The sequence below is a fragment of the Streptomyces sp. SID9727 genome (genome assembly GCF_010550605.1).
Taxonomy (GTDB): Bacteria; Actinomycetota; Actinomycetes; order Streptomycetales; family Streptomycetaceae; genus Streptomyces.
In genome coordinates this window covers 1-23,991 of record NZ_JAAGNI010000512.1, presented here as the reverse complement: position 1 = coordinate 23,991, position 23,991 = coordinate 1, and the positions used below count along the sequence as shown (strand labels likewise).

The window sequence follows — 23,991 nt, the reverse complement described above, 5'->3', positions numbered from 1 at the left end:
CCGACCGTGTATCCACGAAGAGTCGCCATTCTCAGTTGCTGCGGAGCGGGCCTTGAGTGATCACGAGAACCTGACGAAGTCCACCGGCCCCCGCCGGGCACCGGCCGCGCAGCATGCGGGCGCGCCGCACGCCCAGCACGAGGGGCTGTGGGCCCTCCAGGCCAAGCACGGGAACGCCGCCATCGTCCAGATGCTCCGAGAAGCCGGCCATCCTGCGGTCCAGCCGCGGCCCGAGCGACACCGGCACGGTTCCGGCTGCGGCCACCGGGACGCTCGGCAGGCCGAAACCACGGATACCGCGCCCGTGCAGCGCTCCACCGTCCACGACGTGCTCCGAACCCCCGGCAGGGCCATGGACGACGCGACCCGCACCGACATGGAGGCCCGGCTGGGCGCGGACTTCTCGGACGTACGCATCCACGACGGTTCCGCGGCCGCGGCCTCGGCGGCCGAGGTCGGTGCCCGCGCCTACACGTCCGGCAACCATGTCGTCATCGGCGCCGGCGGCACCGACCGGCACACCCTCGCCCACGAGTTGACCCACGTCATCCAGCAACGCCAGGGGCCCGTCGCCGGCACCGACAACGGCACCGGGCTCAAGGTCTCCGACCCGGCGGACCGCTTCGAGCGCGAGGCGGAAGCCAACGCGAAGCGCGCGCTTGCGACGACGCCTCCGGCCCACGCCCCCGCAGGCACGCCGGCGGGGTCCGGGCAGGACGCGCCCCCGGTCCACGGCCGGCCCCACCTGCAACGCACCAAGACGAAGGAAGTGCCGGCCGCGGCGACGAAGCGGGCCATGGACAAGATGACGGCGGACTGGACGCAGATGCCCTATGCCGGCGGGAAATGGCCCGACACCGTCGAGAACAGTCCGAAGCGCCGTATGGACGCCGATGAGCAGGCCCTGCGCCACGTGGCGCGGCAGTTCTTCAACAGCGGAAAGGCCTACATCGCGGAGGACGGGAACCAGGAGACCCAGGTCATGCACGTCGGCGGCGGGATTCTTGTCGCCTGCAACGACAACGGCACGTCTGCCGAGATCCTGAAGACCCTCCAGACGCGAACGCTCGCCGATGTCATGCGGGACTCGCACGGGGCGGGAAACGACGCAAGAGCCCAGAGGTCGGCGGACTACATGACCAACCTCGGTGAGGGGAACGGCAAGGAAGGCGCGGTCAACACCTTCATGACCACTGCCATGGCCGTGCAGGACGGCGTATTGGCTGCACAGACGGCGACGGAGGCCGCGGCGACGATCGGGGGCGGGCACATGGACGGGAAGATCGTCTTCATCCATTCCGGCTTCGAAGAACTCCACGCGGAGCAGAAGCTGGTGCTGGCCCTGCTTCAGTCCGGCTCGACCGGTGCGGCGACGATCGTCGGCAAGAAGAGGCCGTGCACCTCGTGCTTCCTCTCCTTGTCGATCGCGAAACACAAGAAGCTCCCCCAGCTGACCTTTCAGACGAAACCCGGCGGCTACTGGACAACCGCGAACCCCGGACTCACGAAGATCGGCAACGCGGCAGGGGTCAAGGACGAGAAGGAGCTCGACGAGCTGATCCAGAAGTACAAGCCGGCGACTGTCCACCGCACCGGCCCGGACGGCAACCAGCAGTACGGGACCGACTCCGAGGCGTCCGACGTCGAGATGGCCGGGTAGGGCCTCAGCGGTGCTCCGCAGCGGCCTTGACCGAGTCGATGAACGGCGCCCAGGCGGCGGCGTTGACGACGAGCGCGGGACCGTCGGGGCGCTTGGAGTCACGGACGGGGACGAGGCCGGGGTGGCCGTCGGCGACTTCGAGGCAGTCCCCGCCGCTGCTGTTGCTGTAGCTGCTCTTACGCCAGGTCGCGGCGGACAAGTCGTGCTGGATGCGCACCATTTCGGTATTCCTCTGCCGCAGCCTTGATCATGGCCAGGGACGCCTCCAGCGGCGAGGCGACGGCCCTCAGGAGATCGTACGATCTCCGGTACTGCTTCACGAGGCCCGGATCGTCGACGGTCTGGCCGTGGTGCTGGCCCTCCATGTAGACGAGCGGTGGGGCGTCAGTGAAGTCCAGCACCAGGATGTTGCTCTGCATGAGCGTGTGTGGACCGGAGTTCCACGGAATGATCTGTACAAAGATCCGGCCGCGCGTGACGAGAGCGGCAATGTGGTCGAGCTGTTCGGCCATCTGCTGCGGCGGCAGGATGGCGTGCCACAGCAGGGCCTCGGGAAGGATCAACCAGTACTCGGGGGTGTGGGGGCTGTCCTCAAAGATCTGTGCCCGTGCCAGCCGCGCCTTGACCTTCTCTTCGGTCTCCTCCGGGAGCTCCCGCAACCGTTCGACGCCGATCACGGTGCGCGCATACGCCTCTGTCTGAAGCAGCCCAGGAATGACGGTGGGCGACCACTGCTCGATCGTCAGCGCCTGCCTCTCCGCCTCCAGCACGCGCGCGAAATACTCCGCGTGGCCCTTGCGGCGGGCCTCCTGTACGTCTTTACAACGCCGGACGAAGAAGTCCGTGCCCAGCTTGTGGTCCACGTGCGCCGCGAGGTCCGGCGGCATGCCACGGCCGCCGTGCTCGATCGCGCTGAGCATGGCGATTCCGTAGTAGCTGCCCTCCGCCAGCTTCTCCAGGGTCAGGCCCGCCGCCTCCCTCTGGTACCGCAGCTCCTTCCCGTAGAACTGCGGCACCCCCGCCGAACCGTCGATCTCCTTGGCCACCGCCGACCGCCTTTCACACCTCGCTCTGTGGAGCGGAATCGGCTTCCACCGTAGAGGTCCATGCGGCAGCGTGTGAGGTGTTCGTCACAGCAAGCAACCGAAAGGTGGGCGGCCCTCATGGACCACGCTCCGTACGACATCGGCCCGGAGATCGACGCATTGCGCGCGGCGCTCAAGGCGAACGGCATCACGCTGCCGTCACTCGGAGTTGACCCGCTGACGCTCGCGGGATGGCCGAGCCGGCCGCCGCTCGTCGCGCTGGGTAACTGCAACACGGAGACCGCGCGCCAGCTGGCCGAGGCGCTGCACAGGGCGGCCGGGGGATGAACGGGCTGCCGCTGACATGGGAGTTCCTGGCGGTCCCGCAGGCCGTGCCGGAGGTACGGCAGATACTGCGGGAGCGGTTCGAGGGCGAGGACGCGAGCGATCTCGTGCTGTGTGTCAGCGAGTTGCTGGCGAACGTGATCACTCACGTGGGGGAGCGCACGCCGGTGGCGCTACGGGTGAGTGCGACGCCCTCGGGGCGCGTACGGGTGGCCGTGAGCGATCCCGCGGCGGCGGTGTGGCCCGCCCTCCGGGACACCGGCCCGGAGGGCACGTCGGGCCGGGGCCTCCAGCTGCTGGACGCGCTGGCCCTGCGGTGGGGCGTGGAGCAGGCCCCGTACCGGAAGACGGTGTGGTGCGAACTGCGGGTGCCGGAGCGGCGGGTGGGAGGCCGGCCTGACAGGGGAGGGGCAGCACCGTCATACCAAGGCTGTGGCTGACCACGTCGGGCGAGCCGCGGAACCCCCGCCAGGCGTCGAGACGGCTGCCGGCTTCGGATCTCTGGAGCTTTACCATGCGGCGATGTCAGACTTCATGGAGCAACTTCCCGCCCTCCTCGGGGTGATGCTCGGAGCCCTCGGCTCGTACGTGGTGGTCATGCGCGGCGATCGGGCGAGGTTCCGTCGGGAGCACGCGGCCCGACGGCAGGAGCAACAGCTGGCGGCCTACACCGACTACGCGCTGACGCTGAAGAAGACCGTCACTCTCCATCGTCGCGTTGCGGCGCATCTCGGCCACGACAGTTATCCCCACCCTCTGCCCGCCGCGGAGGCAGCTCCCCTGCTGCTCGACGCCGCGGACTCCCGGTCCGTAGCCGGAGAAGGGCTGCTGATGCTCGGCTCTCCGGACGTTGTGGAGGCTGCGCACAGGTGGGCGCTCACCGTGAGGGAGGTCGCCGACCTTCTGCGTGGGCCTGCCTGTACCGCTGACACATGGCAGGCGCAGATCGAGAAGCAGCGAATGGCTCGGGAGAAGTACTACACGGCGATCCGGCACGACATGGGACTGCCGCCCGGCCACTCCGGCCGGTGGCACTAGAAGCTGTCGTACGTCGGCCTGCCCTTCGGGCGGTAGACGGCCAGGACCGTGCCGCCCTTCGTCCCCGTGACGCTGACCGGCTCCAGCGCCGTCGGGACCGCGCCGTCCGCGAAGAGGCGTTTGCCGGTGCCGAGGATCACCGGGTGGATGGTGAGGCGGTACTCGTCCACCAGGTCCTCGCGCATCAGGGTCTGGGCGAGGTCGCCGCTGCCGACGACGTTGATGTTGCGGCCCTCCGTCGCCTTGAGGCGGCGTACGGCTTCGGCGGTGTCGCCGGTCAGGAGGGTGGAGTTCCGCCAGTCCACGGAGGACAGGGTGCGGGACGCCACGTACTTGTGCATGGAGTTCATCCGCTCGGTGAACGGGTCGTCCGGGTCGGCGGTCGGCCAGTACGAGGCGAAGATGTCGTACGTCTTGCGGCCGAGGAGCATCGCGTCGGTGTCCTCGTACCAGCCGGCGATCGCCTCGCCGACGCCCTCGTCGAACGTGGGCTTCTGCCAGCCGCCGTGCGCGAAGCCGCTCTCGGGGTCCTCGTCGGGGCCGCCGGGGGCCTGCATCACGCCGTCGAGCGTCAGGAACGTGGAAACGATGATCTTGCGCATGGGGTGCGCTCCTTCCGTCCAAGGGTAGACGTCGGGGGCGCCGGAAACTCATCGGCGGGGGTGCCCGGCGTCGGCGTCACCGCACCGGGAAGCCGAACGCGTACTCCTGCTCCCGCAGCCACGGAAGGATCCGGCCGAGCGCGGCCAGGGTCTGGGAGCGGTCGCCGCCCGCGTCGTGGAACAGGACGGTCGGGCCGTTGGCGATCTCGCTCTTGACGGTGGCCACGATGGCGTCCGTGCCGGGGTGCTCGAAGTCCTTGGTGTCGACGTTCCAGCCCAGCGGCCGCATCCCGTGCGAGGCGGCGAGCTTCCGGCTGTACGGAGTGAACGCGCCGCCCGGAGCGCGGTAGTACTGCGGGTGGACGCCGCCCGACGCCTTGGTGATCATCCGTTCGGCGTCGAGGATCTCCTTGGCCTGGTACGCCTCGGACTTCTTGTCCATGGTGACGTCGTGCGAGACGGTGTGATCGCACAGGCGGTGACCGGCCGCCACGACGGCCTTGACCAGGTCGGGGTACGCCTGGGCCTGCGTGCCGACCATGCAGAACGTGGCCTTGACCCCGTTCTCCTTGAGGAGCTGGAGCACCTGGGGCGTCCAGGTGGGGTCCGGGCCGTCGTCGATGGTGATGTTGACGCCCTTGGGGCCCTTGTCCGACGCGTGGGCGATGTCCTCCGCGACCTTCTCGGTCACGGACCCCTCATGGTGCGCGGCGGAGGGCGATGCGACGGCCGCCGGGCGCTTCCCGTCCGTGGTGCCGGCCTGCGCGGTCCACACCGAGGTGGCCGCGGCCAGCGCCGTGACCCCGAGCGCCGCCGCGATGAGCCTGCTGTGCCACGTCCGCTCCCTGTGCTTCGCCATGTCCGCCCCGCCCCTTTGCCGCCGCTGCTGCCGTGTCCGCCCTGCTCCTACGAGGACAGGCGGATGCGCTCGGCGGCTGCCTCTGTTACCGATCGCGGACACTTCTGCGGAAGACCGGCGACAAAGGAAAGGGCCTCCCCATCCGGCGCCCGTGGTGGCAGAGTCGGTACGCATGATCGAAGACGCAGCGAAAGACCGTCTCCACCGCAACATGCGCAACGCGCGCGAAGCCGTGGTCTGGAAGCTCGACGGGCTCGGGGAGTACGACATCCGGCGGCCGTTGACCTGGACCGGGACCAATCTGCTGGGGCTCGTCAAGCACCTGTCGTTCTGGGAGGCCCGGTACTTCGGGGACGTCTTCGGGCGGCCGTTCCCCGAGCCGCTTCCCCGGTGGGACGACAACGAACCGGGCAGCCGGGACATGTGGGCCACCGAGGAGGAGACCCGGGACGAGATCGTCGGCCTGTACCGGCGCGTGTGGGCGCACACGGACGCGACGATCGCCGCGCTGCCGCTCGACGCGCCCGGCCGGGTGGAGTGGTGGCGGCAGCCCGAGGTGCGGCTGTTCGACGTCATGGTGCACATGCACGGCGAGACCGCCCGCCACGCGGGCCACGCCGACATCCTCCGCGAGCAGCTCGACCACGCGACGGGTACGAGAGCCGAGCTCGCCCCATCGCGGCAGGACGCGGCGTACTGGGAGGCGCACCGCGCCAAGGTCGAACGCGCGGCGAAGGCGGCAGCCGGGGGCGCGTAGCGCCCGGTGCGGCGGTGGGGCAGCGGGCGATGTGCGCCCCGCCCTCCCGCCCGGTGCGGCAGCACTCCGTGCCGTACCGGGCGGGAGGCCGCCCGGCGGCAGCCGCCGCCGAAGGCGCGCAACGCTCAGCGGGCCCGCCTGCGCAGCGCCTTCACCTCGCGGTCCGCCTCCCAGGCGTCCGCCACCGGGCCCAGGTGGCCGAGCTTGTCCGGGTTGATCACCGAGCGGACCGTCTGGATCCGCCCGTCCAGCACCTCCAGGGACAGGATGTGGAGCACGCCGCCGTCGCGCACCCGGAACAGCGCGCCCGGGCGGCCGTTGACCTCGCGGGGCTCGCAGGTGATGCCCGCCTCGGCCATGAGGGGGTAGACCGTGGCGAGCAGCCGGGCCGCGTTCTCCGCGCCCACGACGGTCCTGGCCAGCTGCGGGGCCTTGCCGCCGCCGTCGCCGACGAGCTGGACGTCGGCGGAGAGCAGGCTCCGCAGCCCCTCCACGTCGCCCCGGGACAGCGCGTCGAAGAACCGGCCCGCCAGCTCGCGCTGCTCCGCGCGGTCCGCCTCGAACCGGGGCCGGCCCTCGCGCATGTGCCGGCGGGCCCGCGCGAGCAGCTGGCGGCAGGCCGCCTCGGACCGGCCCACCGCCGCCGCGATGTCGTCGTAGCCGAAGGCGAAGACCTCCCGCAGTACGAACACCGATCGCTCCAGCGGACTCAGCCGTTCCAGGAGGAGCAGCGACGCCATCGACACCGAGTCCGCCAGCTCGGCGGCGCGCGCCGGGTCCGCGTACGGGTCGTCCAGCAGCGGCTCGGGCAGCCACGGGCCGACGTACTCCTCCCGGCGCGCCCGGGCCGACCGCAGCACGTCGATGGCGATCCGGGTCACCGTGGTGGAGAGGAACGCCTTCACCGACTCCGGCCGGGTGGCCGAGGCGTCGTACCGGAGCCAGCTCTCCTGGACGGCGTCCTCCGCCTCGGCGACACTGCCCAGAATGCGGTACGCGATCGAGAACAGCAGCCCCCGCAGCTCCTCGAACTCCTCGGCCTTGCCCATGCGCGTTCCTCTCCCTCGCCGCTACCGCTCAGTGGAACTGTCCGGGCTCGTAGTCGCCCGCCGGTCGCTGCGTGATGATGTTCAGCCGGTTCACCGCGTTCATGAACGAGACCAGCATGACGAGCGCGGTCAGCTGCTCCTCGTCGTACAGCTCGGCGGCCCTCGCCCAGGTCTCGTCGTCCACCCCGGTTCCGGCGTCGGCCGTACGCGTGCCCTGCTCGGCGAGGGCGAGGGCCGCGCGCTCGGCCTCGGTGAACACGGTCGCCTCCCGCCAGGCCACGACGAGATTCAGCCGCACCGCGCTCTCCCCGGCGGCGACGGCGTCCTTGGTGTGCATGTCGATGCAGGCCGCGCAGCCGTTGATCTGGCTGACGCGAAGGGCGACGAGCTCCTGTGTGGCGGCGGGCAGCGGCAGGTCCTTCACCTCCCGGCCGCACGCCATGAAGTACTTGAGCGCCTTGCCGGCAACGGGGTTCGTGAAGTAGTCGAGCCGTGCGTTCATGGTGTGCTCCTCGGGTCAGCGGGTGCGTTCATACCCGGGACGAGACAGCGGGCCCGGCTGTGACACGGGGGGTGCGCGGTGTGACGCGGGTCTCCCGGGCTACGCCTGCCGTACGCGTACGGCCTCGGCCGCCCAGTCGAGCGCGGGCGCCAGGCTCTCGGGGGCGGGCCAGCCGTTGATGACCGCGAGCAGCTGGACGTACCGGTCGCGGCGGGGGTCGTTGAACCGCCGGAGCCGGGGGAGGAGCCCGACGGGGAGGCCGTGTTCGGCCGCGATGGCCGCGACGACGGGGTCCGCGTCCGGCGAGGCGGGGTCGAACCCGGCGGCCAGGGCGGGGGCGACGAGATCGCGGACGGCGGCGGTGAAGTCGCGCCGGGGGACGCCGCCTCGGGGCTGCTCGGCCGCGATGTCGCGCAACGCCCGCCGCAGGCCGGCACGGAACTCGGGGTCCTGGGCCAGCGCGGCCCACTCGGCCCAGGCCCGGGCCCGGTCGGGGTCCGACGGGTCGGGCGGCTCGGGCGTCAGGTTGCGGGCGACGCCGTCGAGCGCGAGGCCGTCGAAGACCGCGTGGACGAAGTCGGCGACGAGGCGTCGGCGTTCGTCGTCGGTGAGTCGGGCGAGCTGATGCATGCGATCGGTCTCCTCAGGGGTGAGCCGGCGCTCGGCCACGGCGGCCAGCAGCGCCTGCCGCAGGCGCAGGACGCGGATCTGCGCCTCCAGTGCCTCCACGTGCGCCGCCGCGACGTCGGGCAGCGGAAGCTCCCGGTCGGCCACCTTGCGGATCGTGTCCAGGCCGAGCCCGAGCTCCCGCAGCGTCCGTACGAGAGCGAGGCGCGCGACGGCGTCGGGGCCGTAGCGGCGGTAGCCGGCCGGGGTGCGGGCGGCCGGCGCAACGATCCCGCGATCGGAGTAGTACCTGATCGTCTTCACACTGAGCCCGGTCCGCCGGGCCAGTTCCCCGATCGAGTGGAGCGCGTCGCCGTCCATGGGGCCAGCTTGGGGTCTCCCGCCGGGGGAGACGCAAGTGGCGGCGACGGATGGCGGGAAGCCGTCCTGGGGCCCCCCTCGACGCCGCGGCGGCCCGGCTCGCCGAGGGCGAAGGCCCGCACGCGGCGGCGCTCGCGCCGGCGGACCGTACGGAGCCGGCGGCGGCAGAGGTGGGGCAACTCGCCTCGCTGCCGGGAGCGTCGGCACGTTTTCGCAGCGGATGGGAACGGCACCCGGCCTTTCGTACTCTCCTCGGGCAGCACCGTGCACCGCTCGGCCGACCCGAGGAGTACCGCATGAACCGGCACCTTCCCGTTCTCGCCGCCGCCGCGGCCGTCCTCCTCGCCGCCGGGTGCAGCGGGGCCGAACACGCGCCGCGGAAGGGCGCCGGGGACCCGGCCCCGTCGCGCGCTGCCGGACTCGAACTCCCCGCCCATGCGGCCGTGCTGGTCCCCGAGACGTCCGGTTCCGGCGATTTCGAACTCGCGCGCTTCTTCACGCCCCGGGAAGGCGTCTACACCGTGTACGCCCGCTGCACGGGCAAGGGCCGGGTGACGGTGGTCGACGCCGGCCGGCCCGACGCCGACCCCAGCCGCATCGCCTGCGACCAGGTCGCCACCGTGGGCCGGGTCTACAGCGAGGCGGAGGCGGAGGCGCTCAGTATGCGGGTCCAGGGCGGGAAGGCCACGTGGACGGTGGCGGTCGTCGCCGGTGCGCATGAGGCGTGAAGCCCTGGGGCCCGGGCGGGGCGTACGCCAACTCGCCTGACACCATGCGCCCATGACCACCCAGGACATACAGACCCGGGGCGAGGCGCTGGTCGCCGCCGCTCTGGCCAAGGATGCCAAGGACGCCCACCGGCACACGGACTTCTTCGTGTTCGGGAGACACGTCGACGAGGGCATCCCCTACTGGGAGCGGGCCGTCGAGGCCGGGGACATCTGGTCGCACTACACCCTCGCCCGGTACCGGAAGATCCGGGGCGACCGGGCGGCGGCGGACGCGCTCTACCGGGAGTGGGCGGAGTTCGACGGGGGGTGCGCGTACGGGCTCGGGGTGCTGCTGCGGGAGGACGGGAAGACCGGGGAAGCCGCCGAGTGGTTCCGGCAGGGATGGGAGAACGGGCGGCACCTCGACTGCAAGATCGAGCTGGGCAGGCTCATGGCCGCCGAGGGGCGGTGCGCGGAGGCGTCCGCGTTCCTGATGAGCGATGTCGAGCTGGGGGACATCGCCGTCTACCGCTGGTCCCGGCTCTTCGACTCGTTCGAGGAGGTCTTCGACCGGGTCGCCGAGGCGCTGGAGGCCGCCGAGGCCGACGAGGACGGCCCGGCCGCCCTGGCAGCGGTGCGGGAACTCTTCGAGCTGGATCAGCACTTCGCGGACTACCCGGGGCTCGCCCCCCGCGCCGACGCGCTCTACCGCCGGGGCTCCGCGCTCAGCCCCGAGGCGGGCATGTACTACGCGATGTTCCTCACCGAGACCGGTGACGAGGAGGCCTGGTCCGAGGCCGTCGAGCTGCTGCTCCGGGCCCGCGAGGCAGGGGTCCCGCAGGCCGCCGCGCTGCTCGGCAACACGTGCGAGCAGCGCGGCGAGATGGCGGAGGCCGAGCGCGCCCACCGCCTCGCCGTCGAGGCGGGCGAGGAGGCGCCCCAGTGGAACCTCGGGATGCTGTGCCTGCGGCTCGGCCGGTACGACGAGGCCGAACGCTGGTTCGGGGAGTTCGGCGAGGACGACAAGGACGCCGTGCAGCAGCTCGCCCGGATCGCCGCGCTCCGAGCGGGCGGCCCTCGCGCCGCCGACGAGCCCGACTACCGACAACTGCCCGTCCTGCGCGAGCGGGCCGAGGCCGGTGACGCCGAGGCCGGGTACGCGTACGCCGACATGCTCAACGACTGGGGCGGCAAGAACGCCCGCTACCTGATCCCCTGGATCGAGCCCGCCGCCCGCGCCGGCAACCCGGACGCGGCCTACGACCTGGCGCAGCTGTGCGCGAAGCTGCGCCGCTTCACCGACCGCGACACGTGGCACCGGGTGGCCGCCGAGGGCGGTGACCACCACTCCTGCCACCACATGGGCTGGCTCTCCGACCACCACCGGGACTACCAGGAGGCCGAGCGCTGGTACGTCCGCGCCGCCGGTCTCGGCTCCCGCCTGGACTCCATGATCGCGGGCAGGCTGATGGTCCAGCGCAAGGCGTACGCGCAGGCCGAGCCGTACCTCCGCCGGGCCTGGGAGGAGGGCGACGACAGCGACAAGTTCCGCACGGAGACCGCCGGGTACTACGGAGTGGCCCTGCGCCACCTGGGCCGCCTGGCCGAGGCCATGAACCTCCTGACGCTCGCCGCCGACCGATGGCGGGAGGATGTGCTGCCTCTCTACGACCCGGACGACCTGGACCTCCGCGCCCGGATGATCCGGCCGGCGGAGGAGCTGGAGGCGCTGGACGAGCAGCTGGACGCGCAGCTGGACGCGGAGCTGGAGGAGGACGACGAGGAGTGACCCCGCCCCCTACCTCGGCGGCAGCGGGGGCCGCCTGAGGTCCGGAACCGTGTCGTACGTGGGCGGGGTCGCCGCAGGATGCGCCGCCAGCAGGTCCAGGGCGGTGCGGACCGCGTCGTCCAGGACCGCGTAGCGGCCCTCCGCCCAGTCCAGCGGGGTGCGCAGCGCCTCCAGGTCCGGTTCGACGCCGTGGTTCTCGACGGACCAGCCGTACGTGTCGAACCAGGCCGCGTTCATCGGCACCGTGATCACCGTGCCGTCGCCCAGGCGGTGGCGGCCGGTCATGCCGACGACGCCGCCCCAGGTGCGCTGGCCGACGACCGGGCCCAGCTTCAGCAGGCGGAACGCGGCGGTGATCATGTCGCCGTCGGAGGAGGTCGCCTCGTCGGCCAGGGCGACGACCGGGCCCCGGGGGGCGTTGGAGGCGTAGGACACCGGCTGGGCGTTGCGGGTCAGGTCCCAGCCCAGGATGGTACGGGTGAGCTTCTCCACGACCAGCTCGCTGATGTGGCCGCCGGCGTTGCCGCGTACGTCCACGATGAGCGCGGGGCGGGACACCTCCATGCGCAGGTCGCGGTTGAACTGGGCCCAGCCGGAGCCGCCCATGTCGGGGATGTGGAGGTAGCCGCACCGCCCCCCGCTCAGCTCCCGGACCACCTCGCGGCGCTTGGCGACCCAGTCCTGATAGCGCAGGGGGCGTTCGTCGACGAGGGGCACGACCGCGATGCGGCGCGGGCGGCCGCCGCCCTCCGCCTGCCGGAAGGTCAGCTCGACCGTCGTGCCGCCCGCCGCCGCCAGCAGCGGATACGGCCCGGCGACCGGGTCCACCGGACGGCCGTCCACATGGGTCAGCACCGCCCCCTCGCGGATGCCCGTACCGGCCAGCGGGGAACGCGCCTTGGAGTCCGATGAGTCGCCGGGCAGGATGCGCAGCAGGGTCCAGTCCCCGTCCCGGCACGCGAAGTTGGCGCCGAGCAGGCCGATCGCGCGCTGGTAGTGCGGCGGGCCCTCGTTGCGGCGCGCGGGCGCCACGTACGCGTGCGAGGTGCCCAGCTCGCCCAGCACCTCGCGCAGCAGGTCCGCGAACTCGTCCGGCGTGGCGACGCGTTCGACCAGGGGGCGGTACTGGTCCAGGACCGCCGTCCAGTCGATGCCGCACATGTCCGGCTCCCAGAAGTACGAGCGGGTGATGCGGCCCGCCTCGTCGTACGCCTGGCGCCACTCCGCCGCCGGGTCCACCTCGTGCAGGATGCGGCGCAGGTCCAGGTAGACCGTCGAGTCGAGGTCGCCGGGCTCCGTGGCGGGGACCGCGCGCAGCTCGCCGTCGTCCATCACGACCAGCCGGGAGGCGTCGCCGCTGACCTCGAACCAGTCCAGGTGCCCCACGAGTTCGGTCTTCTTCGCCTTGGCGATGCTGAAGTGCTCCAGGGTCGGCCGGCCCGACATGTCCGCCGGGTTGGCGAAGGTCTCGCCGAGCGCCCCGGAGATCGGCCAGCGCAGCCACACCAGCCCGCCGCCGCTGACCGGCGCCAGCGCGGAGTACTTCGAGGCGGAGACCGGGAACGGCGTGACCCGGCTCTCCAGGCCCTCGAACTCCACCGTGACCGTGGACCCCTCCGTCATCCCCGCCTCGGCCGAGTCCACCGGGTCCAGGCCGCCCGCCGCCGGCCGGCCGTCGGGGAGCAGGGCGAAGGGAGACGGGGTCGCCGAGGAGAGCGGGACCAGGTAGGGGCGGCAGCCGAGCGGGAAGGACAGGTCGCCGGTGTGGACGTCGTAGACCGGGTCGAAGCCGCGCCAGGACAGGAACGCCAGATAGCGGCCGTCGCCCGTGAACACCGGGTTCTCGTCCTCGAAGCGGCCGTTGGTGACGTCCACGATCACCGGCTCGCCCGGGCCGCCGATCCGGGCCAGCTTGATCTTGCGCAGCGAGCGGCCGATGCCCGGGTGCGACCAGGTCAGCCAGGCGCCGTCCGGGGAGAACGCCAGGTCGCGGACGGGCCCGTTGACGGACCGGATCAGCTCGGCCGGCTCACCCGTGGACGTCTCCTCGCCGGTGTCCAGGAGCAGCAGGCGGCCGTCGTGCGAGGCGATGGCGAGGCGTTCCCCGTCCGGGTCGGCCACCATCTCCTGGACCCGGCCGATCCGGCCCCAGGCCAGGCGGCGCGTGGGGCGGTCGCCGCTGGCGCGAGGCAGCTGGGCGATCTCGACCGCGTCCTCGCCCTCCGCGTCGGTGACGTAGGCGACCTGCCCCCCGCTGCCCAGCATCTCCGGCAGCCGCACCCGGACGCCCGGGGTGTCCGAGATGGTGCGGGCGGGCCCGTCGCGGTGCGTGAGCCAGTACAGGCTGCCGCGCACCGACACGGCGCTCGCCCGGCCCGTCTCGTCCACGGACACCGCGTCCACATGGCTCGACGCCGGCACCTGGTACGTACGGCGTCCGGCGCGCGGGCCGCCGAGCCGGACCTCCAGCTTCCGGGGCACGGCGTCGGGCGTCTCCAGGTCGTCCACGAGCCACAGCTCGCCCGCGCACTGGTAGACCACGCGGCGCCCGTCGCTCGCCGCGTGCCGGGCGTAGAACGCGTCGTGGTCGGTGTGGCGGCGCAGGTCCGTGCCGTCGGGGCGGCAGGAGTAGAGGTTGCCGACGCCCTCGTGGTCGGAGAGGAACGCGATCCGGCCGCCCACGAACATCGGGGTGTCGAGGTGCCCGCCGATGTCCGGGAGCAGCCGCTCGCCGTGCAGCCACAGCCGGCCCATGGCCCCGCCCCGGTAGCGCTTCCAGGCCGCCGGTTCGTGCGGCGGGGTGCCGGTGAGCAGCAGGGTGCGGCGCTCGCCCCCGGTGTCGGCGACCGCGATGTCGGTGACCGGGCCCCAGGGGAGCTTGCCGCCGGGGCCGCCGTCGGTCGGAACGCTGTAGGCCCAGGAGAAGTAGGAGAACGGCTGGTTGTGCGAGGAGACGGCGAGGATCTGCGCCGCGTCGCCTGGGTCGGGCGTCCAGCCGCAGACCCGGGTGTCGGTGGAGCCCCAGTAGGTGAGCCGGCGGGCCGGTCCGCCGGCGACCGGGGCGAGGTGGATCTCGGGGTCGAGGCTGCGCCATGACGTGTACGCGATCCGGGTCCCGTCGGGCGAGAACCGGGGGTGGCCGACCCTGGTCCGGTCGACGGTGACCCGCCAGGCCCGGCCGGGGCGCTCCCCCTCGTCGGCGAGCGGGGCGACCCAGAGGTCGTCCTCGGCCACGAAGCAGAGCATGTTCTCGTGGAGGTGCGGGAACCGGAGATACGAGACGTCGTCACTCACCCCCCAATGCTTTCCGCGCGAGGGGGGTGCGGCAACTCAGGGGACCCGCGCTCTGTGGCGCGAGCCACAAACGAAACCGTTCCGTTTCGCTCGGCGCGCGAGGTACCGTTCTGCTGTACGAAACGGTTTCGTTCGATGACTCATCGGACAGGAGGTCGAACCATGGCACGCACACGGCTCACGCCCGAGCGTGAGAGCGAGCTGTACGCCGCCGTGCTCGACCTGCTCCGCGAAGTCGGCTACGACGCCCTCACGATGGACGCCGTCGCCGCCCGTACGCATTCCAGCAAGGCCACCCTCTACCGCCAGTGGGGGAGCAAGCCGGCGCTCGTCGTCACGGCCCTCCGGCACAACAAACCCGGCACCCTCGGCGATGTCGACACCGGCTCGCTGCGCGGTGACTTCCATGCCGTACTCAGCCGCAGTGACGACTGTCAGATGGAGAAGGACGCCGCGCTGATGCGGGGTCTGAGCCATGCCGTCCACGACAACCCCGACCTCCTGCAGGCCCTGCGCGAACTGCTCGTCGAACCGGAGATGACCGGTCTCGACACGCTGCTGCGCCGGGCCGTGGACCGGGGAGAGGTGAGCCCGGACAACCCGGCGCTCAGATACGTACCGCACATGCTGGTGGGCGCCGTCGCCACCCGGCAGCTGGTCGAGGACCGCCCCGTCGACCAGGCATTCCTCCTCGACTACGTCGACTCCGTGATCCTCCCCGCTCTCGGCGTCTGACCCCGGGTCCCCGCGCTTTTCCGTACGGCCCCCTCCCCAAGCCCCACCTGACACGCCGCTCTCGTCGTCGGGCTGGTTCCTCACGCCCTTTTCCACTCAACGACCTGACCGGGAGTACGCCCTCGTGGCCACATTCCTCTACAAGCTCGGACGGCTCGCCTTCCGGCGCCGCCGCTATGTCGCCCTGATCTGGGTGGCACTGCTGGCGCTCGCCGGGTTCGGCGCGTCCTCCGCAGCCACCGCGACCTCCAGCTCCTTCTCCATCCCCGGTACGGAGGCCCAGAAGGCCTTCGACCTGCTGGAACAGCGCTTCCCGGCGGCCAGCGCCGACGGCGCCACCGCGCGCATCGTCTTCAAGGCCCCCGAGCACGAGAAGATGACGGGCGCGGCCAACAAGGCCGAGGTCAACAAGATCACCCGGGAGCTGAAGGAAGGCTCCGACCAGATCGCCTCGGTCACCGACCCGTACTCCGGCAACGCCGTCTCCAAGAACGGCTCCACCGCGTACATATCGGTCTCGTACAAGGTCAACTCGATGGAGCTGACCGACACGACCCGGGACGCGCTGGAGGACGCGGGCACCCACGCCCAGAAGAGCGGGATGACCGTGGAGATCGGCGGTGACGCGCTCCAGGTGATGCCGGAGACCGGCGCCACCGAGGTCATCGGCATCGCCCTGGCCGCCGTGGTGCTCGTCATCACCTTCGGCTCGCTCATCGCGGCCGGGCTGCCGCTGCTCACCGCCCTGATCGGGGTCGGCATCGGCGTCTCCACGATCACCGCCCTGGCCAACGTGCTCGACCTGGGCTCCACCACCTCCACGCTCGCGATGATGATCGGCCTCGCCGTCGGCATCGACTACGCGCTGTTCATCGTCTCGCGCTACCGCGCCGAGCTGGCCGAGGGCCGGGAACGCGAGGAGGCGGCGGGCCGGGCGGTCGGCACGGCCGGGTCCGCGGTCGTCTTCGCCGGGCTCACCGTGGTCATCGCCCTCGTCGGCCTGGCCGTCGTCAACATCCCGATGCTCTCCAAGATGGGCTTCGCCGCGGCCGGCACGGTCGCCATCGCCGTGCTCATCGCCCTCACCCTCGTCCCGGCCATGCTGGGCTTCGTGGGCAAGCGCATCGTGGGCCGCAAGGCGCGCAAGGCCGCCGACGCGGCGGACAAGCCCGAGGCGAAGCCGAACATGGGCACCCGCTGGGCCCGGTTCGTGCTGCGCAAGCCGGTCTGGGTGCTGCTCGTCGGCGTCCTCGGCCTCGGTGCCATCGCCGTACCGGCCGCCTCGCTGGAGATGGGCCTGCCGGACGACGGCTCCCAGCCCACCAGCACCACCCAGCGCCGCGCCTACGACCTGCTCTCCGACGGCTTCGGCCCCGGCTTCAACGGACCGCTGCTCGTCGTCGTGGACACCGAGCACAGCGCGGACGGCAAGGCCGCGGCCAAGCAGGTCGGCGACGAGATCGCCGGGATGAAGGGCGTCGTCGCCGTCACCCCGGCCTCGTTCAACAAGGCCGGCGACGCGGCGATGATCACCGTCGTCCCGAAGGACCGCCCCAGCTCCGTCGAGACGGAGAACGTGGTCCACGCGATCCGCGACGCGGGCAAGGACATCAAGTCCGACACCGGCGCCGAGGTGCTGGTCACCGGCTCCACCGCGATGAACATCGACTTCTCGCAGAAGATGAACGACGCGCTGCTGCCCTACCTGGCGCTCGTGGTCGGCCTCGCCTTCCTGCTGCTGATGGTGGTCTTCCGGTCGGTGCTGGTGCCGCTGAAGGCGGCGCTCGGCTTCCTGCTCTCGGTCGTCGCGGCCCTGGGCGCGGTCGTCGCGGTCTTCCAGTGGGGCTGGCTCGGCTCGCTCTTCGGGGTCGAGCAGACCGGTCCGATCATGTCGATGATGCCGATCTTCATGGTGGGCGTGGTCTTCGGCCTCGCGATGGACTACGAGGTCTTCCTCGTCACGCGGATGCGTGAGGCGTACGTCCACGGCGAGAAGCCCGGCCAGGCCATCGTCACCGGCTTCAAGCACGGGGCGCGGGTCGTCACGGCCGCCGCCGTGATCATGATCGCCGTGTTCTCCGGCTTCATCGGCTCCAGCGAGCAGATGATCAAGATGATCGGCTTCTCGCTGGCGATCGCCGTCTTCTTCGACGCGTTCATCGTGCGCATGGCGATCGTGCCCGCCGTCCTGGCGCTGCTCGGCAAGCGCGCCTGGTGGCTGCCGCGCTGGCTGGACCGCGCGCTGCCCAACGTGGACGTCGAGGGCGAGGGCCTGCGCAAGGAGCTGGACGAGCCGGCCGCCGGTGACGGCGGCCCGGAGTCCGGCGGGGAGCGTGAGCTGATCCGCGTGTGACCCGCGCGGACTGAACTCCGGGGCCGCGTCCGAGCGGTGCGCGGCCCCGGGAGCCCGGTTACCTCTGGGGACGGGGGGCCGGGACGGCGAGAGCCCCCGCGCACGGTCGTGCGCGGGGGCTCTCGCCGTACCAGGGAGGTGTGTCGGCAGGCGTCAGGCGCGGGCGGTCTCCGTCTTCGGGGCCTCGCGGTGCGGCGCCTCCTGGTGCCGCGGCGCCTCCTGATGCGTACGGCGCAGGAAGCGGACCAGCGGGGCGCAGTCGAACTGGACGACGTCGACACCGGCCGTGTCGTGCCGCTCCACGACCACCTGGACCCTGCCGCACGGCCATATCCGCCAGCCGTCCTGCTCGACCGGATAGCGCAGCCCGCGCTCCAGGAGTTCGCGCTCGACGGACCACTCCGTGCCGCCCGGGTAGGCGATGCGGACCGCCGCGGGGGAGTCCGCGCTGTCGAACCGCAGCTCGACCGGGACGACGGGCAGGTCGCGGGCGTCGGTGACGAGCCGGGCGCGTGCATGGTCATGGATCACGGAGGACATGGGCCGACTCTCCATCCTGCTTCTGCAACTTTGTTATCTAATGTCCCATATTTTACGTAAAGGGCACTTTGCATGCCCTCGGTAATTGTTGGGGACGCGCTCTTGCGAACGCTTCGCAACAAGGTCCTATCATTGAGAGGTTCACGACCCCGCGCACCCGGCGCAGCAACGCTCGAACGCAGGAAGCGGAGCCTCCCCATGCATGTACCCGACGGATTCATCAACGCACCTGTCTCCGCCGTCACAGGCGTCGTGGCCGCCGGTGCCGTGGCCGTCAGCCTCAGGGGGGCCCGGCGTGAGCTGAACGAGCGGACCGCGCCGCTGGCCGGGCTCGTCGCCGCCTTCATCTTCGCTGTGCAGATGCTGAACTTCCCCGTCGCGGCCGGCACCAGCGGCCACCTGCTCGGCGGTGCGCTGGCCGCGATACTCGTCGGGCCGTACACGGGTGTGCTCTGCATATCCGTCGTCCTGCTGATGCAGGGCATCCTCTTCGCCGACGGCGGTCTCACCGCGCTCGGCGTCAACATCCTCGACATGGGCGTCGTCACCACCGTCGTCGCGTACGCCCTCTTCCGCGGCCTGCTCGGCGTGCTGCCGCGCACCCGGCGCTCCGTGACCGCCGCCTCGTTCGTCGCCGCGCTGGTCTCCGTACCGGCCGCCGCCTGCGCCTTCACGCTGATCTACTGGATCGGCGGGACCACCGACATCCCGATCGGCAAGGTCTTCACCGCCATGGTCGGCGTCCACGTCCTCATCGGCATCGGCGAGGCCGTGATCACCGCGCTCACCGTCGGCGCCGTCGTCGCCGTCCGCCCCGACCTGGTCCACGGCGCGAAGGGCCTCGCCGCCCCGCTCAAGCTCCGCGTCGACGGCGAACTGGTCGACGCCGCCCCGGCCCCCGCCCGCGAGCCCGCCCCCGCCGCGCACCGCCCGACCCGCGGCCTCTGGGCCACCGGCCTGGTCACCGCCCTCGTGCTCGCCGGGTTCGTCTCCTTCTACGCCTCCGCCAACCCGGACGGCCTGGAGAAGGTCGCCACGGACCAGGGCATCGACAAGGAGGCCAAGGAGCACGCCGCGAAGGACTCCCCGCTCGCCGACTACGGCGTCAAGGACGTCTCCAACGCCCGCCTCTCCGGCGGCCTCGCCGGCGTGATCGGCGTCGGCGCCACCCTCGTCGCGGGCAGCGGCGCCTTCTACGTGGTCTCGCGCCGCCGCCGTACTCGGGACGAGGCCGGCACCCGTACCGACGAGAAGGTCTGACATGGGCGCCGGCCACGCCCACAAGCTGTACCGGCACGGGCACTCACCGGTCCACGACCTGCCGCCGCACTGCAAGCTCGCCGCCGTGTTCTGCTTCGTCGTGGTCGTCGTCTCCACCCCGCGCGAGGCCGTCTGGGCCTTCGGGCTCTACGCGCTGCTCATCGCCGGCGTCACCGCGCTCGCCCGCATCCCGGCCGGCTTCCTGCTGAAGCGGCTGCTGATCGAGGTGCCGTTCGTCGCGTTCGCCCTGCTCATGCCGTTCGTCGTGCCCGGCGAGCAGACCCACGTCCTCGGCCTCTCGGTCAGCGTCCCCGGCCTCTGGGGTGCCTGGAACGTGCTGGCCAAGGGCACGCTCGGCGTCGCCGCCTCCGTGCTGCTCGCCTCCACCACCGAGCTGCGCGAGCTGCTGCTCGGCCTCCAGCGCCTCAAGCTGCCGCCGCTGCTCGTCCAGATCGCGTCCTTCATGATCCGGTACGGCGACGTGATCACCGACGAGATGCGCCGCATGTCCATCGCCCGCCGCTCGCGCGGCTTCGAGGCGAGCGGGATACGGCACTGGGGCGTCCTCGCCAAGTCGGCCGGGGCCCTGTTCATCCGCTCCTACGAGCGCGGCGAACGCGTCCACCTCGCGATGGTCAGCCGGGGCTACGCGGGCACCATGCCCGTCATCGACGAGGTGACCGCCTCACGCACCCAGTGGGCGTACGCCTCCGCCCTCCCGCTGCTCGCCCTCGCCGTGTGTCTGGTGGGATGGACCGTATGAGCCCCGACCCCGCCCCCGCACCGCCCTCCCTGGAGGTCAGCGGCCTCGCGTACGCGTACCCCGACGGCCACCAGGCGCTCTTCGGCGTCGATCTGACCGTCGGACGCGGCGAACGCGTCGCGCTCCTCGGCCCGAACGGCGCCGGCAAGACGACCCTGGTCCTCCACCTCAACGGCATCCTGGAGGCGGGCGCCGGATCGGTGCGCGTCGCCGGACTGCCGGTCGACAAGCGGAACATGGCCGAGATCCGCCGCCGCGTCGGCATCGTCTTCCAGGACCCCGACGACCAGCTCTTCATGCCCACCGTCCGCGAGGACGTCGCCTTCGGACCCGCCGCCGGGGGACTGCGCGGCGCGGAGCTGGAGGAGCGGGTCATGGAGGCGCTGAAACAGGTCGGCATGGAGGAGTACGCGGGCCGGCCGCCGCACCACCTCTCCTTCGGGCAGCGCCGCCGCGTCGCCGTCGCCACGGTCCTCGCCATGCGCCCGGAGATCCTGGTCCTGGACGAGCCCTCCTCCAACCTGGACCCGGCGTCGCGGCGCGAACTCGCCGACATCCTGCGCTCCCTGGACGTCACCGTCCTCATGGTCACGCACGACCTCCCGTACGCGCTCGAACTCTGCCCCCGCGCGGTGATCCTCAGCGAAGGCGTCATCGCCGCCGACGACCGCACCCAGGACCTCCTCTGCGACGAGCCCCTGATGCGCGCCCACCGCCTGGAGCTCCCCTTCGGCTTCGACCCGCGTTCCGTGACGGTGAATTCCGGGTGACCCGCCCCACCTCCCACCTGCGGTGCCGTGCACCATGGGGGCATGAGCGGGAGTGCGGCAGCAGGGGTGGACGTACGCGGCACGGCGGCGCCCGGATTCGAAGCGGTCCGGGATGCCTTCGTCCGTAACTTCGAGCAGCGCGGGGACCGGGGAGCGGCGGTCGCCGTCTACCGGCACGGGCGCAAGGTGGTCGACCTGTGGGCCGGCACCAGAGACGTGGACGGCGCCGAACCCTGGGCCGTCGACACCGTCCAGGTCGTCCGCTCCGCCGGCAAGGGCATCGCCGCGGCCGTTCCGCTGCTGCTCCACCAGCGCGGCCAGATCGACCTGCACGCCCCGGTCTCCACGTACTGGCCGGAGTTCAAGGCGAACGGCAAGGAACGCGTCCTCGTCCGCCACCTCCTCGCCCACCGGGCCGGCGTCCCGGCTCTGGACCGGCCGCTGACCCCCGAGGAGGCCGCGGACGGGGCGAGCGGGGCGCACGCCGTCGCCGCCCAGGCCCCGGCCTGGGAACCCGGCGCCGCGCACGGCTACCACGCGCAGACCTTCAGCTGGCTCATCGGCGAACTCGTGCGGCGCGTCACCGGGCGCACCGTCGGCCGCTGGGTCGCCGAGGAGATCGCCCGCCCCCTCGGCCTCGACTTCTGGTTCGGCATCCCCGACGACGAGGCCCACCGTGTCGGCCGGATCGGGCCCGTCGAGGCACCGGCCACCGAGAACACCGGGGCGCTGCGGATGCGCCCGAAGCGTTCCGTCGTGGACGCCTACCGCGACCCGGAGTCGCTGACCCGGCGGGCGTTCGGCGCGATCGACCCGCTGCCCGACGAGAACGACGCGGTGTACCGGGCCGCCGAACTCCCCGCGTCCAACGGCACCGCGACCGCGCGCGGCCTGGCCCGCTGCTATGCCGCGATGATCGGCCCGGTCGACGGCCAGCGGCTGTTCGCCCCGGCGACCCTGACGCTCGCCCGCACCGAGGAGTCGGCGGGCCCGGACCAGGTCCTCGTCGTCAACACCCGCTTCGGCCTCGGCTACATGCTCCACGGCCCGGCGAGCCCGCTCCTCGCGCCCGGCTCCTTCGGGCACCCGGGCCGGGGCGGCTCCTTGGGCTTCGCGGACCCGGAGAGCGGGATCGCCTTCGGGTACGTGACGAACGGGCTGCAGAGGGGGGTGACGGCGGACCCGAGGGCGCAGGCGCTGGTGCGGGCGGTGCGGTCGGCGCTGTGACCGGCGGGTGTGCGGGGCGTGTTGACGCCGGGCCCCGGGGCGGGCGGTGCGGTCGGCGCGGTGCGGAGAGTGCTGCCGCCGATCCCGGGGCCCAGGCCCTGACCCGCGCGGTACGGTCGGCGTCATGACTCCTGCGCGCTTCGACGGATACGGCGTCCTCATCACCGGCGCGGGGCGGGGCATCGGCGCCGCCACCGCCCGCCTGCTGGCCTCGGAGGGCGCCCGCGTCCTCGTCACCGACCTGGACGGGGTGCGGGCGCAGACCGTGGCGGCGGAGATCCGGGCGGACGGGGGCACGGCCGAGGCGCTGGCCTGCGACGTGGCGGACCGGGCGGCGGTGGAGGCGGCCGTCGCACGCGCCGCGGAGGCGTTCGGCGGGCTCGACGTCCTCGTCAACAACGCGTACTCCTGCACCGTCGACAGCACGCTCTTCGAGGACGAGCCGGACGAGACCTGGCACCGCGACCTCGACGTCAGCCTGGGCGGCGCGTACCGCTGCTCGCGGGCCGCGATGCCGCACCTGGCCGCGTCCGGGCGGGGCGCGATCGTGTCCATCGGCTCCGTCAACGGCATGCAGGACTTCGGCAACCACGCCTACAGCGCGGCGAAGGCGGGCCTGGCCAGCCTCACCCGCACCCTCGCCGGACACGCGGGCCCGCGCGGGGTCCGGGCCAACCTCGTCGTCCCCGGCACGATCCGCACCGACGCCTGGGCGGGCCGCGAGGCGGAGTTGGACCGGGTCAGCGCGCTGTACCCGCTGGGCCGGGTCGGCGAACCGGAGGACATCGCGAAGGCCGTCGCGTTCCTCGCCTCCTCGGACGCGGAGTGGATCACGGGCACGTCGCTGTGCGTGGACGGGGGGCTGACGGCGGTCAACACCGGCTTCCGGGCGGCGATCTCGGAGTAGCCCGGGCCGCCCGCGAACGCGCGGGGTCCTCCTGTGCAAGTACGGGGTGAGACCGCCGCCCGGCGGTCCCGGACAGGAGACCTTATGGACCCGGACGAGGATCTGCTCGCCCGTTCCGCGCGGGAACCCACGGCCTTCGAGCCGCTGGTCGCCCGGCACTCGGCCGCTCTGCACGGCTACCTCGTACGGCGCGCCCCGGCCGCCGCCGACGACCTGCTCTCCGAGGTGTGGCTCCAGGCGTACGCCCACCGCGCGACGTTCGACGCCGCGCGCGGCTCCGCCCGGGGCTGGCTGTTCGGCGTCGCCCGCAACGTGCTGTCCCGCCACCGGCAGACCACGGCGCGCGCGGCGGGCCGTGCCGAGCAGCCCGACGCCGACGCCACGACGGCCGACCCGTGGCAGGCCGTCGACCAGCGCCTCGACGCTGCCTCGGTGGCCCCGGAGCTGCGCCGTAGACTCGCCGAACTCCCCGCATCCGAGCGCGAGTTGCTGCTGCTCGTGGCCTGGGATCAGCTGACCCCCGCCGAGGCGGCCGCCGCCGTCGGCATCCCCGCCGGAACCGCCCGTTCCCGCCTGCACCGGGCCCGCGCCCGCCTGCGCGACGGACTGTCCGGCCCCGCCCGCACCACCCTGACGGGAGACTTCGCATGACGCACGACGACCACTCCACGGACCTCCTCGACTTCCCCGGCGCCGCCGCCCTGGAGCGGGCCGGCCGCACCGAACCCCTCGACCCGGCGGTCCAGGCCCGCGCGCACTCGCTGGTCCTGGAGGCGATCGCGGCGGACGCCGCGGCCCCGGTCACCGCCCCGCGCTTCG

24 protein-coding genes are annotated in these 23,991 nt (G+C 72.4%); 15 read left to right on the top strand and 9 right to left on the bottom strand.

All coding sequences use genetic code 11. The features are described 5' to 3' along the window. Positions 1–190 precede the first annotated feature (190 nt). A complete protein-coding gene (locus tag G3I41_RS37310; RefSeq protein WP_239081987.1) occupies positions 191–1,660 on the top strand; it encodes a DUF4157 domain-containing protein in 1,470 nt (489 codons plus the stop codon). Between the two features lie 4 nt (positions 1,661–1,664). Here G3I41_RS37310 and G3I41_RS34810 read toward each other — a convergent pair whose 3' ends face one another. Further along, positions 1,665–1,880 (bottom strand): DUF397 domain-containing protein, encoded by a 216-nt coding sequence (locus G3I41_RS34810; protein ID WP_203602087.1) that lies wholly within the window; start codon positions 1,878–1,880, stop codon positions 1,665–1,667. After that, entirely contained in the window at positions 1,837–2,706 is an 870-nt protein-coding gene (locus tag G3I41_RS34805) for a helix-turn-helix transcriptional regulator (RefSeq protein WP_343242283.1), read from the bottom strand. Before G3I41_RS34805 ends, G3I41_RS34810 begins: the two co-directional genes overlap by 44 nt. A 117-nt stretch (positions 2,707–2,823) precedes the next feature. On the opposite strand from G3I41_RS34805, the gene G3I41_RS34800 reads away from it, so the two are divergent. The 3 genes from G3I41_RS34800 (at position 2,824) to G3I41_RS34790 (ending at position 4,068) form a co-directional block, all read left to right on the top strand. Continuing rightward, positions 2,824–3,033 carry a hypothetical protein gene (locus G3I41_RS34800; RefSeq protein WP_164404508.1) on the top strand — a complete coding sequence of 70 codons (210 nt, stop codon included), beginning with the start codon at positions 2,824–2,826 and terminating at the stop codon, positions 3,031–3,033. Next, complete coding sequence (locus G3I41_RS34795) at positions 3,030–3,470, top strand: ATP-binding protein (protein ID WP_239081985.1); 441 nt, start codon at positions 3,030–3,032, stop codon at positions 3,468–3,470. The genes G3I41_RS34800 and G3I41_RS34795 overlap by 4 nt, the downstream gene beginning before the upstream one ends. An 82-nt stretch (positions 3,471–3,552) precedes the next feature. Further along, the gene (locus tag G3I41_RS34790; RefSeq protein WP_164404507.1) at positions 3,553–4,068 is read left to right on the top strand and encodes a hypothetical protein; all 516 of its coding nucleotides are present in this window, start codon (positions 3,553–3,555) and stop codon (positions 4,066–4,068) included. Here G3I41_RS34790 and G3I41_RS34785 read toward each other — a convergent pair. Continuing rightward, positions 4,065–4,670, bottom strand: coding sequence for a dihydrofolate reductase family protein (locus G3I41_RS34785; protein WP_164404506.1), 606 nt, complete (start codon positions 4,668–4,670; stop codon positions 4,065–4,067). The genes G3I41_RS34790 and G3I41_RS34785 overlap by 4 nt on opposite strands. A 76-nt stretch (positions 4,671–4,746) precedes the next feature. Next, the gene (locus G3I41_RS34780; protein WP_164404505.1) at positions 4,747–5,529 is read right to left on the bottom strand and encodes a polysaccharide deacetylase family protein; all 783 of its coding nucleotides are present in this window, start codon (positions 5,527–5,529) and stop codon (positions 4,747–4,749) included. A gap of 172 nt (positions 5,530–5,701) precedes the next feature. On the opposite strand from G3I41_RS34780, the gene G3I41_RS34775 reads away from it, so the two are divergent. Beyond that, positions 5,702–6,286 (top strand): DinB family protein, encoded by a 585-nt coding sequence (locus G3I41_RS34775; protein ID WP_164404504.1) that lies wholly within the window; start codon positions 5,702–5,704, stop codon positions 6,284–6,286. 125 nt (positions 6,287–6,411) lie between these two features. On the opposite strand, the gene G3I41_RS34770 is transcribed toward G3I41_RS34775, so the two are convergent. The 3 genes from G3I41_RS34770 to G3I41_RS34760 all read right to left on the bottom strand — a co-directional run bounded on the left by G3I41_RS34770 (position 6,412) and on the right by G3I41_RS34760 (position 8,824). Next, positions 6,412–7,335: an RNA polymerase sigma-70 factor gene (locus G3I41_RS34770; RefSeq protein WP_164404503.1), complete on the bottom strand. Its 924-nt coding sequence runs from the start codon at positions 7,333–7,335 to the stop codon at positions 6,412–6,414. A gap of 28 nt (positions 7,336–7,363) precedes the next feature. Continuing rightward, positions 7,364–7,837 (bottom strand): carboxymuconolactone decarboxylase family protein, encoded by a 474-nt coding sequence (locus tag G3I41_RS34765; protein ID WP_164404502.1) that lies wholly within the window; start codon positions 7,835–7,837, stop codon positions 7,364–7,366. Positions 7,838–7,936: 99 nt separating this feature from the next. Next, positions 7,937–8,824 (bottom strand): MerR family transcriptional regulator, encoded by an 888-nt coding sequence (locus G3I41_RS34760; RefSeq protein WP_164404501.1) that lies wholly within the window; start codon positions 8,822–8,824, stop codon positions 7,937–7,939. Between the two features lie 296 nt (positions 8,825–9,120). Between G3I41_RS34760 and G3I41_RS34755 the strand changes: the two genes are divergently transcribed. Continuing rightward, positions 9,121–9,552 (top strand): hypothetical protein, encoded by a 432-nt coding sequence (locus G3I41_RS34755; protein WP_164404500.1) that lies wholly within the window; start codon positions 9,121–9,123, stop codon positions 9,550–9,552. A gap of 52 nt (positions 9,553–9,604) precedes the next feature. Continuing rightward, positions 9,605–11,323 (top strand): sel1 repeat family protein, encoded by a 1,719-nt coding sequence (locus G3I41_RS34750; protein ID WP_164404499.1) that lies wholly within the window; start codon positions 9,605–9,607, stop codon positions 11,321–11,323. Positions 11,324–11,332: 9 nt separating this feature from the next. On the opposite strand, the gene G3I41_RS34745 is transcribed toward G3I41_RS34750, so the two are convergent. Beyond that, on the bottom strand, positions 11,333–14,617 hold the full coding sequence (locus G3I41_RS34745; protein WP_164404498.1) for a S41 family peptidase: 3,285 nt from the start codon (positions 14,615–14,617) through the stop codon (positions 11,333–11,335). 162 nt (positions 14,618–14,779) lie between these two features. On the opposite strand from G3I41_RS34745, the gene G3I41_RS34740 reads away from it, so the two are divergent. Further along, positions 14,780–15,352: a TetR/AcrR family transcriptional regulator gene (locus tag G3I41_RS34740; protein WP_164404497.1), complete on the top strand. Its 573-nt coding sequence runs from the start codon at positions 14,780–14,782 to the stop codon at positions 15,350–15,352. Between the two features lie 124 nt (positions 15,353–15,476). After that, entirely contained in the window at positions 15,477–17,705 is a 2,229-nt protein-coding gene (locus G3I41_RS34735) for an MMPL family transporter (RefSeq protein WP_164404496.1), read from the top strand. Between the two features lie 153 nt (positions 17,706–17,858). On the opposite strand, the gene G3I41_RS34730 is transcribed toward G3I41_RS34735, so the two are convergent. Then, positions 17,859–18,245 carry an SsgA family sporulation/cell division regulator gene (locus G3I41_RS34730; protein ID WP_164404495.1) on the bottom strand — a complete coding sequence of 129 codons (387 nt, stop codon included), beginning with the start codon at positions 18,243–18,245 and terminating at the stop codon, positions 17,859–17,861. 198 nt (positions 18,246–18,443) lie between these two features. Here G3I41_RS34730 and G3I41_RS34725 point away from each other — a divergent pair, with 198 nt between their 5' ends. From G3I41_RS34725 to G3I41_RS34700, 6 genes are all read left to right on the top strand, one after another. After that, positions 18,444–19,505: an energy-coupling factor ABC transporter permease gene (locus G3I41_RS34725; RefSeq protein WP_164404494.1), complete on the top strand. Its 1,062-nt coding sequence runs from the start codon at positions 18,444–18,446 to the stop codon at positions 19,503–19,505. Between the two features lies 1 nt (position 19,506). Beyond that, complete coding sequence (cbiQ, locus tag G3I41_RS34720) at positions 19,507–20,268, top strand: cobalt ECF transporter T component CbiQ (RefSeq protein WP_164404493.1); 762 nt, start codon at positions 19,507–19,509, stop codon at positions 20,266–20,268. Continuing rightward, positions 20,265–21,038, top strand: coding sequence for an ABC transporter ATP-binding protein (locus G3I41_RS34715; RefSeq protein WP_164404492.1), 774 nt, complete (start codon positions 20,265–20,267; stop codon positions 21,036–21,038). Before cbiQ ends, G3I41_RS34715 begins: the two co-directional genes overlap by 4 nt. Before the next feature lie 66 nt (positions 21,039–21,104). Next, positions 21,105–22,265 carry a serine hydrolase domain-containing protein gene (locus G3I41_RS34710; protein WP_164404521.1) on the top strand — a complete coding sequence of 387 codons (1,161 nt, stop codon included), beginning with the start codon at positions 21,105–21,107 and terminating at the stop codon, positions 22,263–22,265. Positions 22,266–22,389: 124 nt separating this feature from the next. Continuing rightward, positions 22,390–23,172 carry an SDR family NAD(P)-dependent oxidoreductase gene (locus tag G3I41_RS34705; RefSeq protein ID WP_164404491.1) on the top strand — a complete coding sequence of 261 codons (783 nt, stop codon included), beginning with the start codon at positions 22,390–22,392 and terminating at the stop codon, positions 23,170–23,172. Positions 23,173–23,256: 84 nt separating this feature from the next. After that, a complete protein-coding gene (locus G3I41_RS34700; RefSeq protein ID WP_164404490.1) occupies positions 23,257–23,823 on the top strand; it encodes a sigma-70 family RNA polymerase sigma factor in 567 nt (188 codons plus the stop codon). Positions 23,824–23,991 lie beyond the last annotated feature (168 nt).

Excerpts from the sequence above, each read along its gene's own strand:
- G3I41_RS37310 (WP_239081987.1), top strand. The coding sequence starts at position 191 with ATGCTCCGAGAAGCCGGCCATCCTGCGGTCCAGCCGCGGCCCGAGCGA.
- G3I41_RS34810 (WP_203602087.1), bottom strand. The coding sequence starts at position 1,880 with ATGGTGCGCATCCAGCACGACTTGTCCGCCGCGACCTGGCGTAAGAGC.
- G3I41_RS34800 (WP_164404508.1), top strand. The coding sequence starts at position 2,824 with ATGGACCACGCTCCGTACGACATCGGCCCGGAGATCGACGCATTGCGC.
- G3I41_RS34795 (WP_239081985.1), top strand. The coding sequence starts at position 3,030 with ATGAACGGGCTGCCGCTGACATGGGAGTTCCTGGCGGTCCCGCAGGCC.
- G3I41_RS34790 (WP_164404507.1), top strand. The coding sequence starts at position 3,553 with ATGTCAGACTTCATGGAGCAACTTCCCGCCCTCCTCGGGGTGATGCTC.
- G3I41_RS34785 (WP_164404506.1), bottom strand. The coding sequence starts at position 4,670 with ATGCGCAAGATCATCGTTTCCACGTTCCTGACGCTCGACGGCGTGATG.
- G3I41_RS34780 (WP_164404505.1), bottom strand. The coding sequence starts at position 5,529 with ATGGCGAAGCACAGGGAGCGGACGTGGCACAGCAGGCTCATCGCGGCG.
- G3I41_RS34775 (WP_164404504.1), top strand. The coding sequence starts at position 5,702 with ATGATCGAAGACGCAGCGAAAGACCGTCTCCACCGCAACATGCGCAAC.
- G3I41_RS34770 (WP_164404503.1), bottom strand. The coding sequence starts at position 7,335 with ATGGGCAAGGCCGAGGAGTTCGAGGAGCTGCGGGGGCTGCTGTTCTCG.
- G3I41_RS34765 (WP_164404502.1), bottom strand. The coding sequence starts at position 7,837 with ATGAACGCACGGCTCGACTACTTCACGAACCCCGTTGCCGGCAAGGCG.
- G3I41_RS34760 (WP_164404501.1), bottom strand. The coding sequence starts at position 8,824 with ATGGACGGCGACGCGCTCCACTCGATCGGGGAACTGGCCCGGCGGACC.
- G3I41_RS34755 (WP_164404500.1), top strand. The coding sequence starts at position 9,121 with ATGAACCGGCACCTTCCCGTTCTCGCCGCCGCCGCGGCCGTCCTCCTC.
- G3I41_RS34750 (WP_164404499.1), top strand. The coding sequence starts at position 9,605 with ATGACCACCCAGGACATACAGACCCGGGGCGAGGCGCTGGTCGCCGCC.
- G3I41_RS34740 (WP_164404497.1), top strand. The coding sequence starts at position 14,780 with ATGGCACGCACACGGCTCACGCCCGAGCGTGAGAGCGAGCTGTACGCC.
- G3I41_RS34730 (WP_164404495.1), bottom strand. The coding sequence starts at position 18,245 with ATGTCCTCCGTGATCCATGACCATGCACGCGCCCGGCTCGTCACCGAC.
- G3I41_RS34725 (WP_164404494.1), top strand. The coding sequence starts at position 18,444 with ATGCATGTACCCGACGGATTCATCAACGCACCTGTCTCCGCCGTCACA.
- cbiQ (WP_164404493.1), top strand. The coding sequence starts at position 19,507 with ATGGGCGCCGGCCACGCCCACAAGCTGTACCGGCACGGGCACTCACCG.
- G3I41_RS34715 (WP_164404492.1), top strand. The coding sequence starts at position 20,265 with ATGAGCCCCGACCCCGCCCCCGCACCGCCCTCCCTGGAGGTCAGCGGC.
- G3I41_RS34705 (WP_164404491.1), top strand. The coding sequence starts at position 22,390 with ATGACTCCTGCGCGCTTCGACGGATACGGCGTCCTCATCACCGGCGCG.
- G3I41_RS34700 (WP_164404490.1), top strand. The coding sequence starts at position 23,257 with ATGGACCCGGACGAGGATCTGCTCGCCCGTTCCGCGCGGGAACCCACG.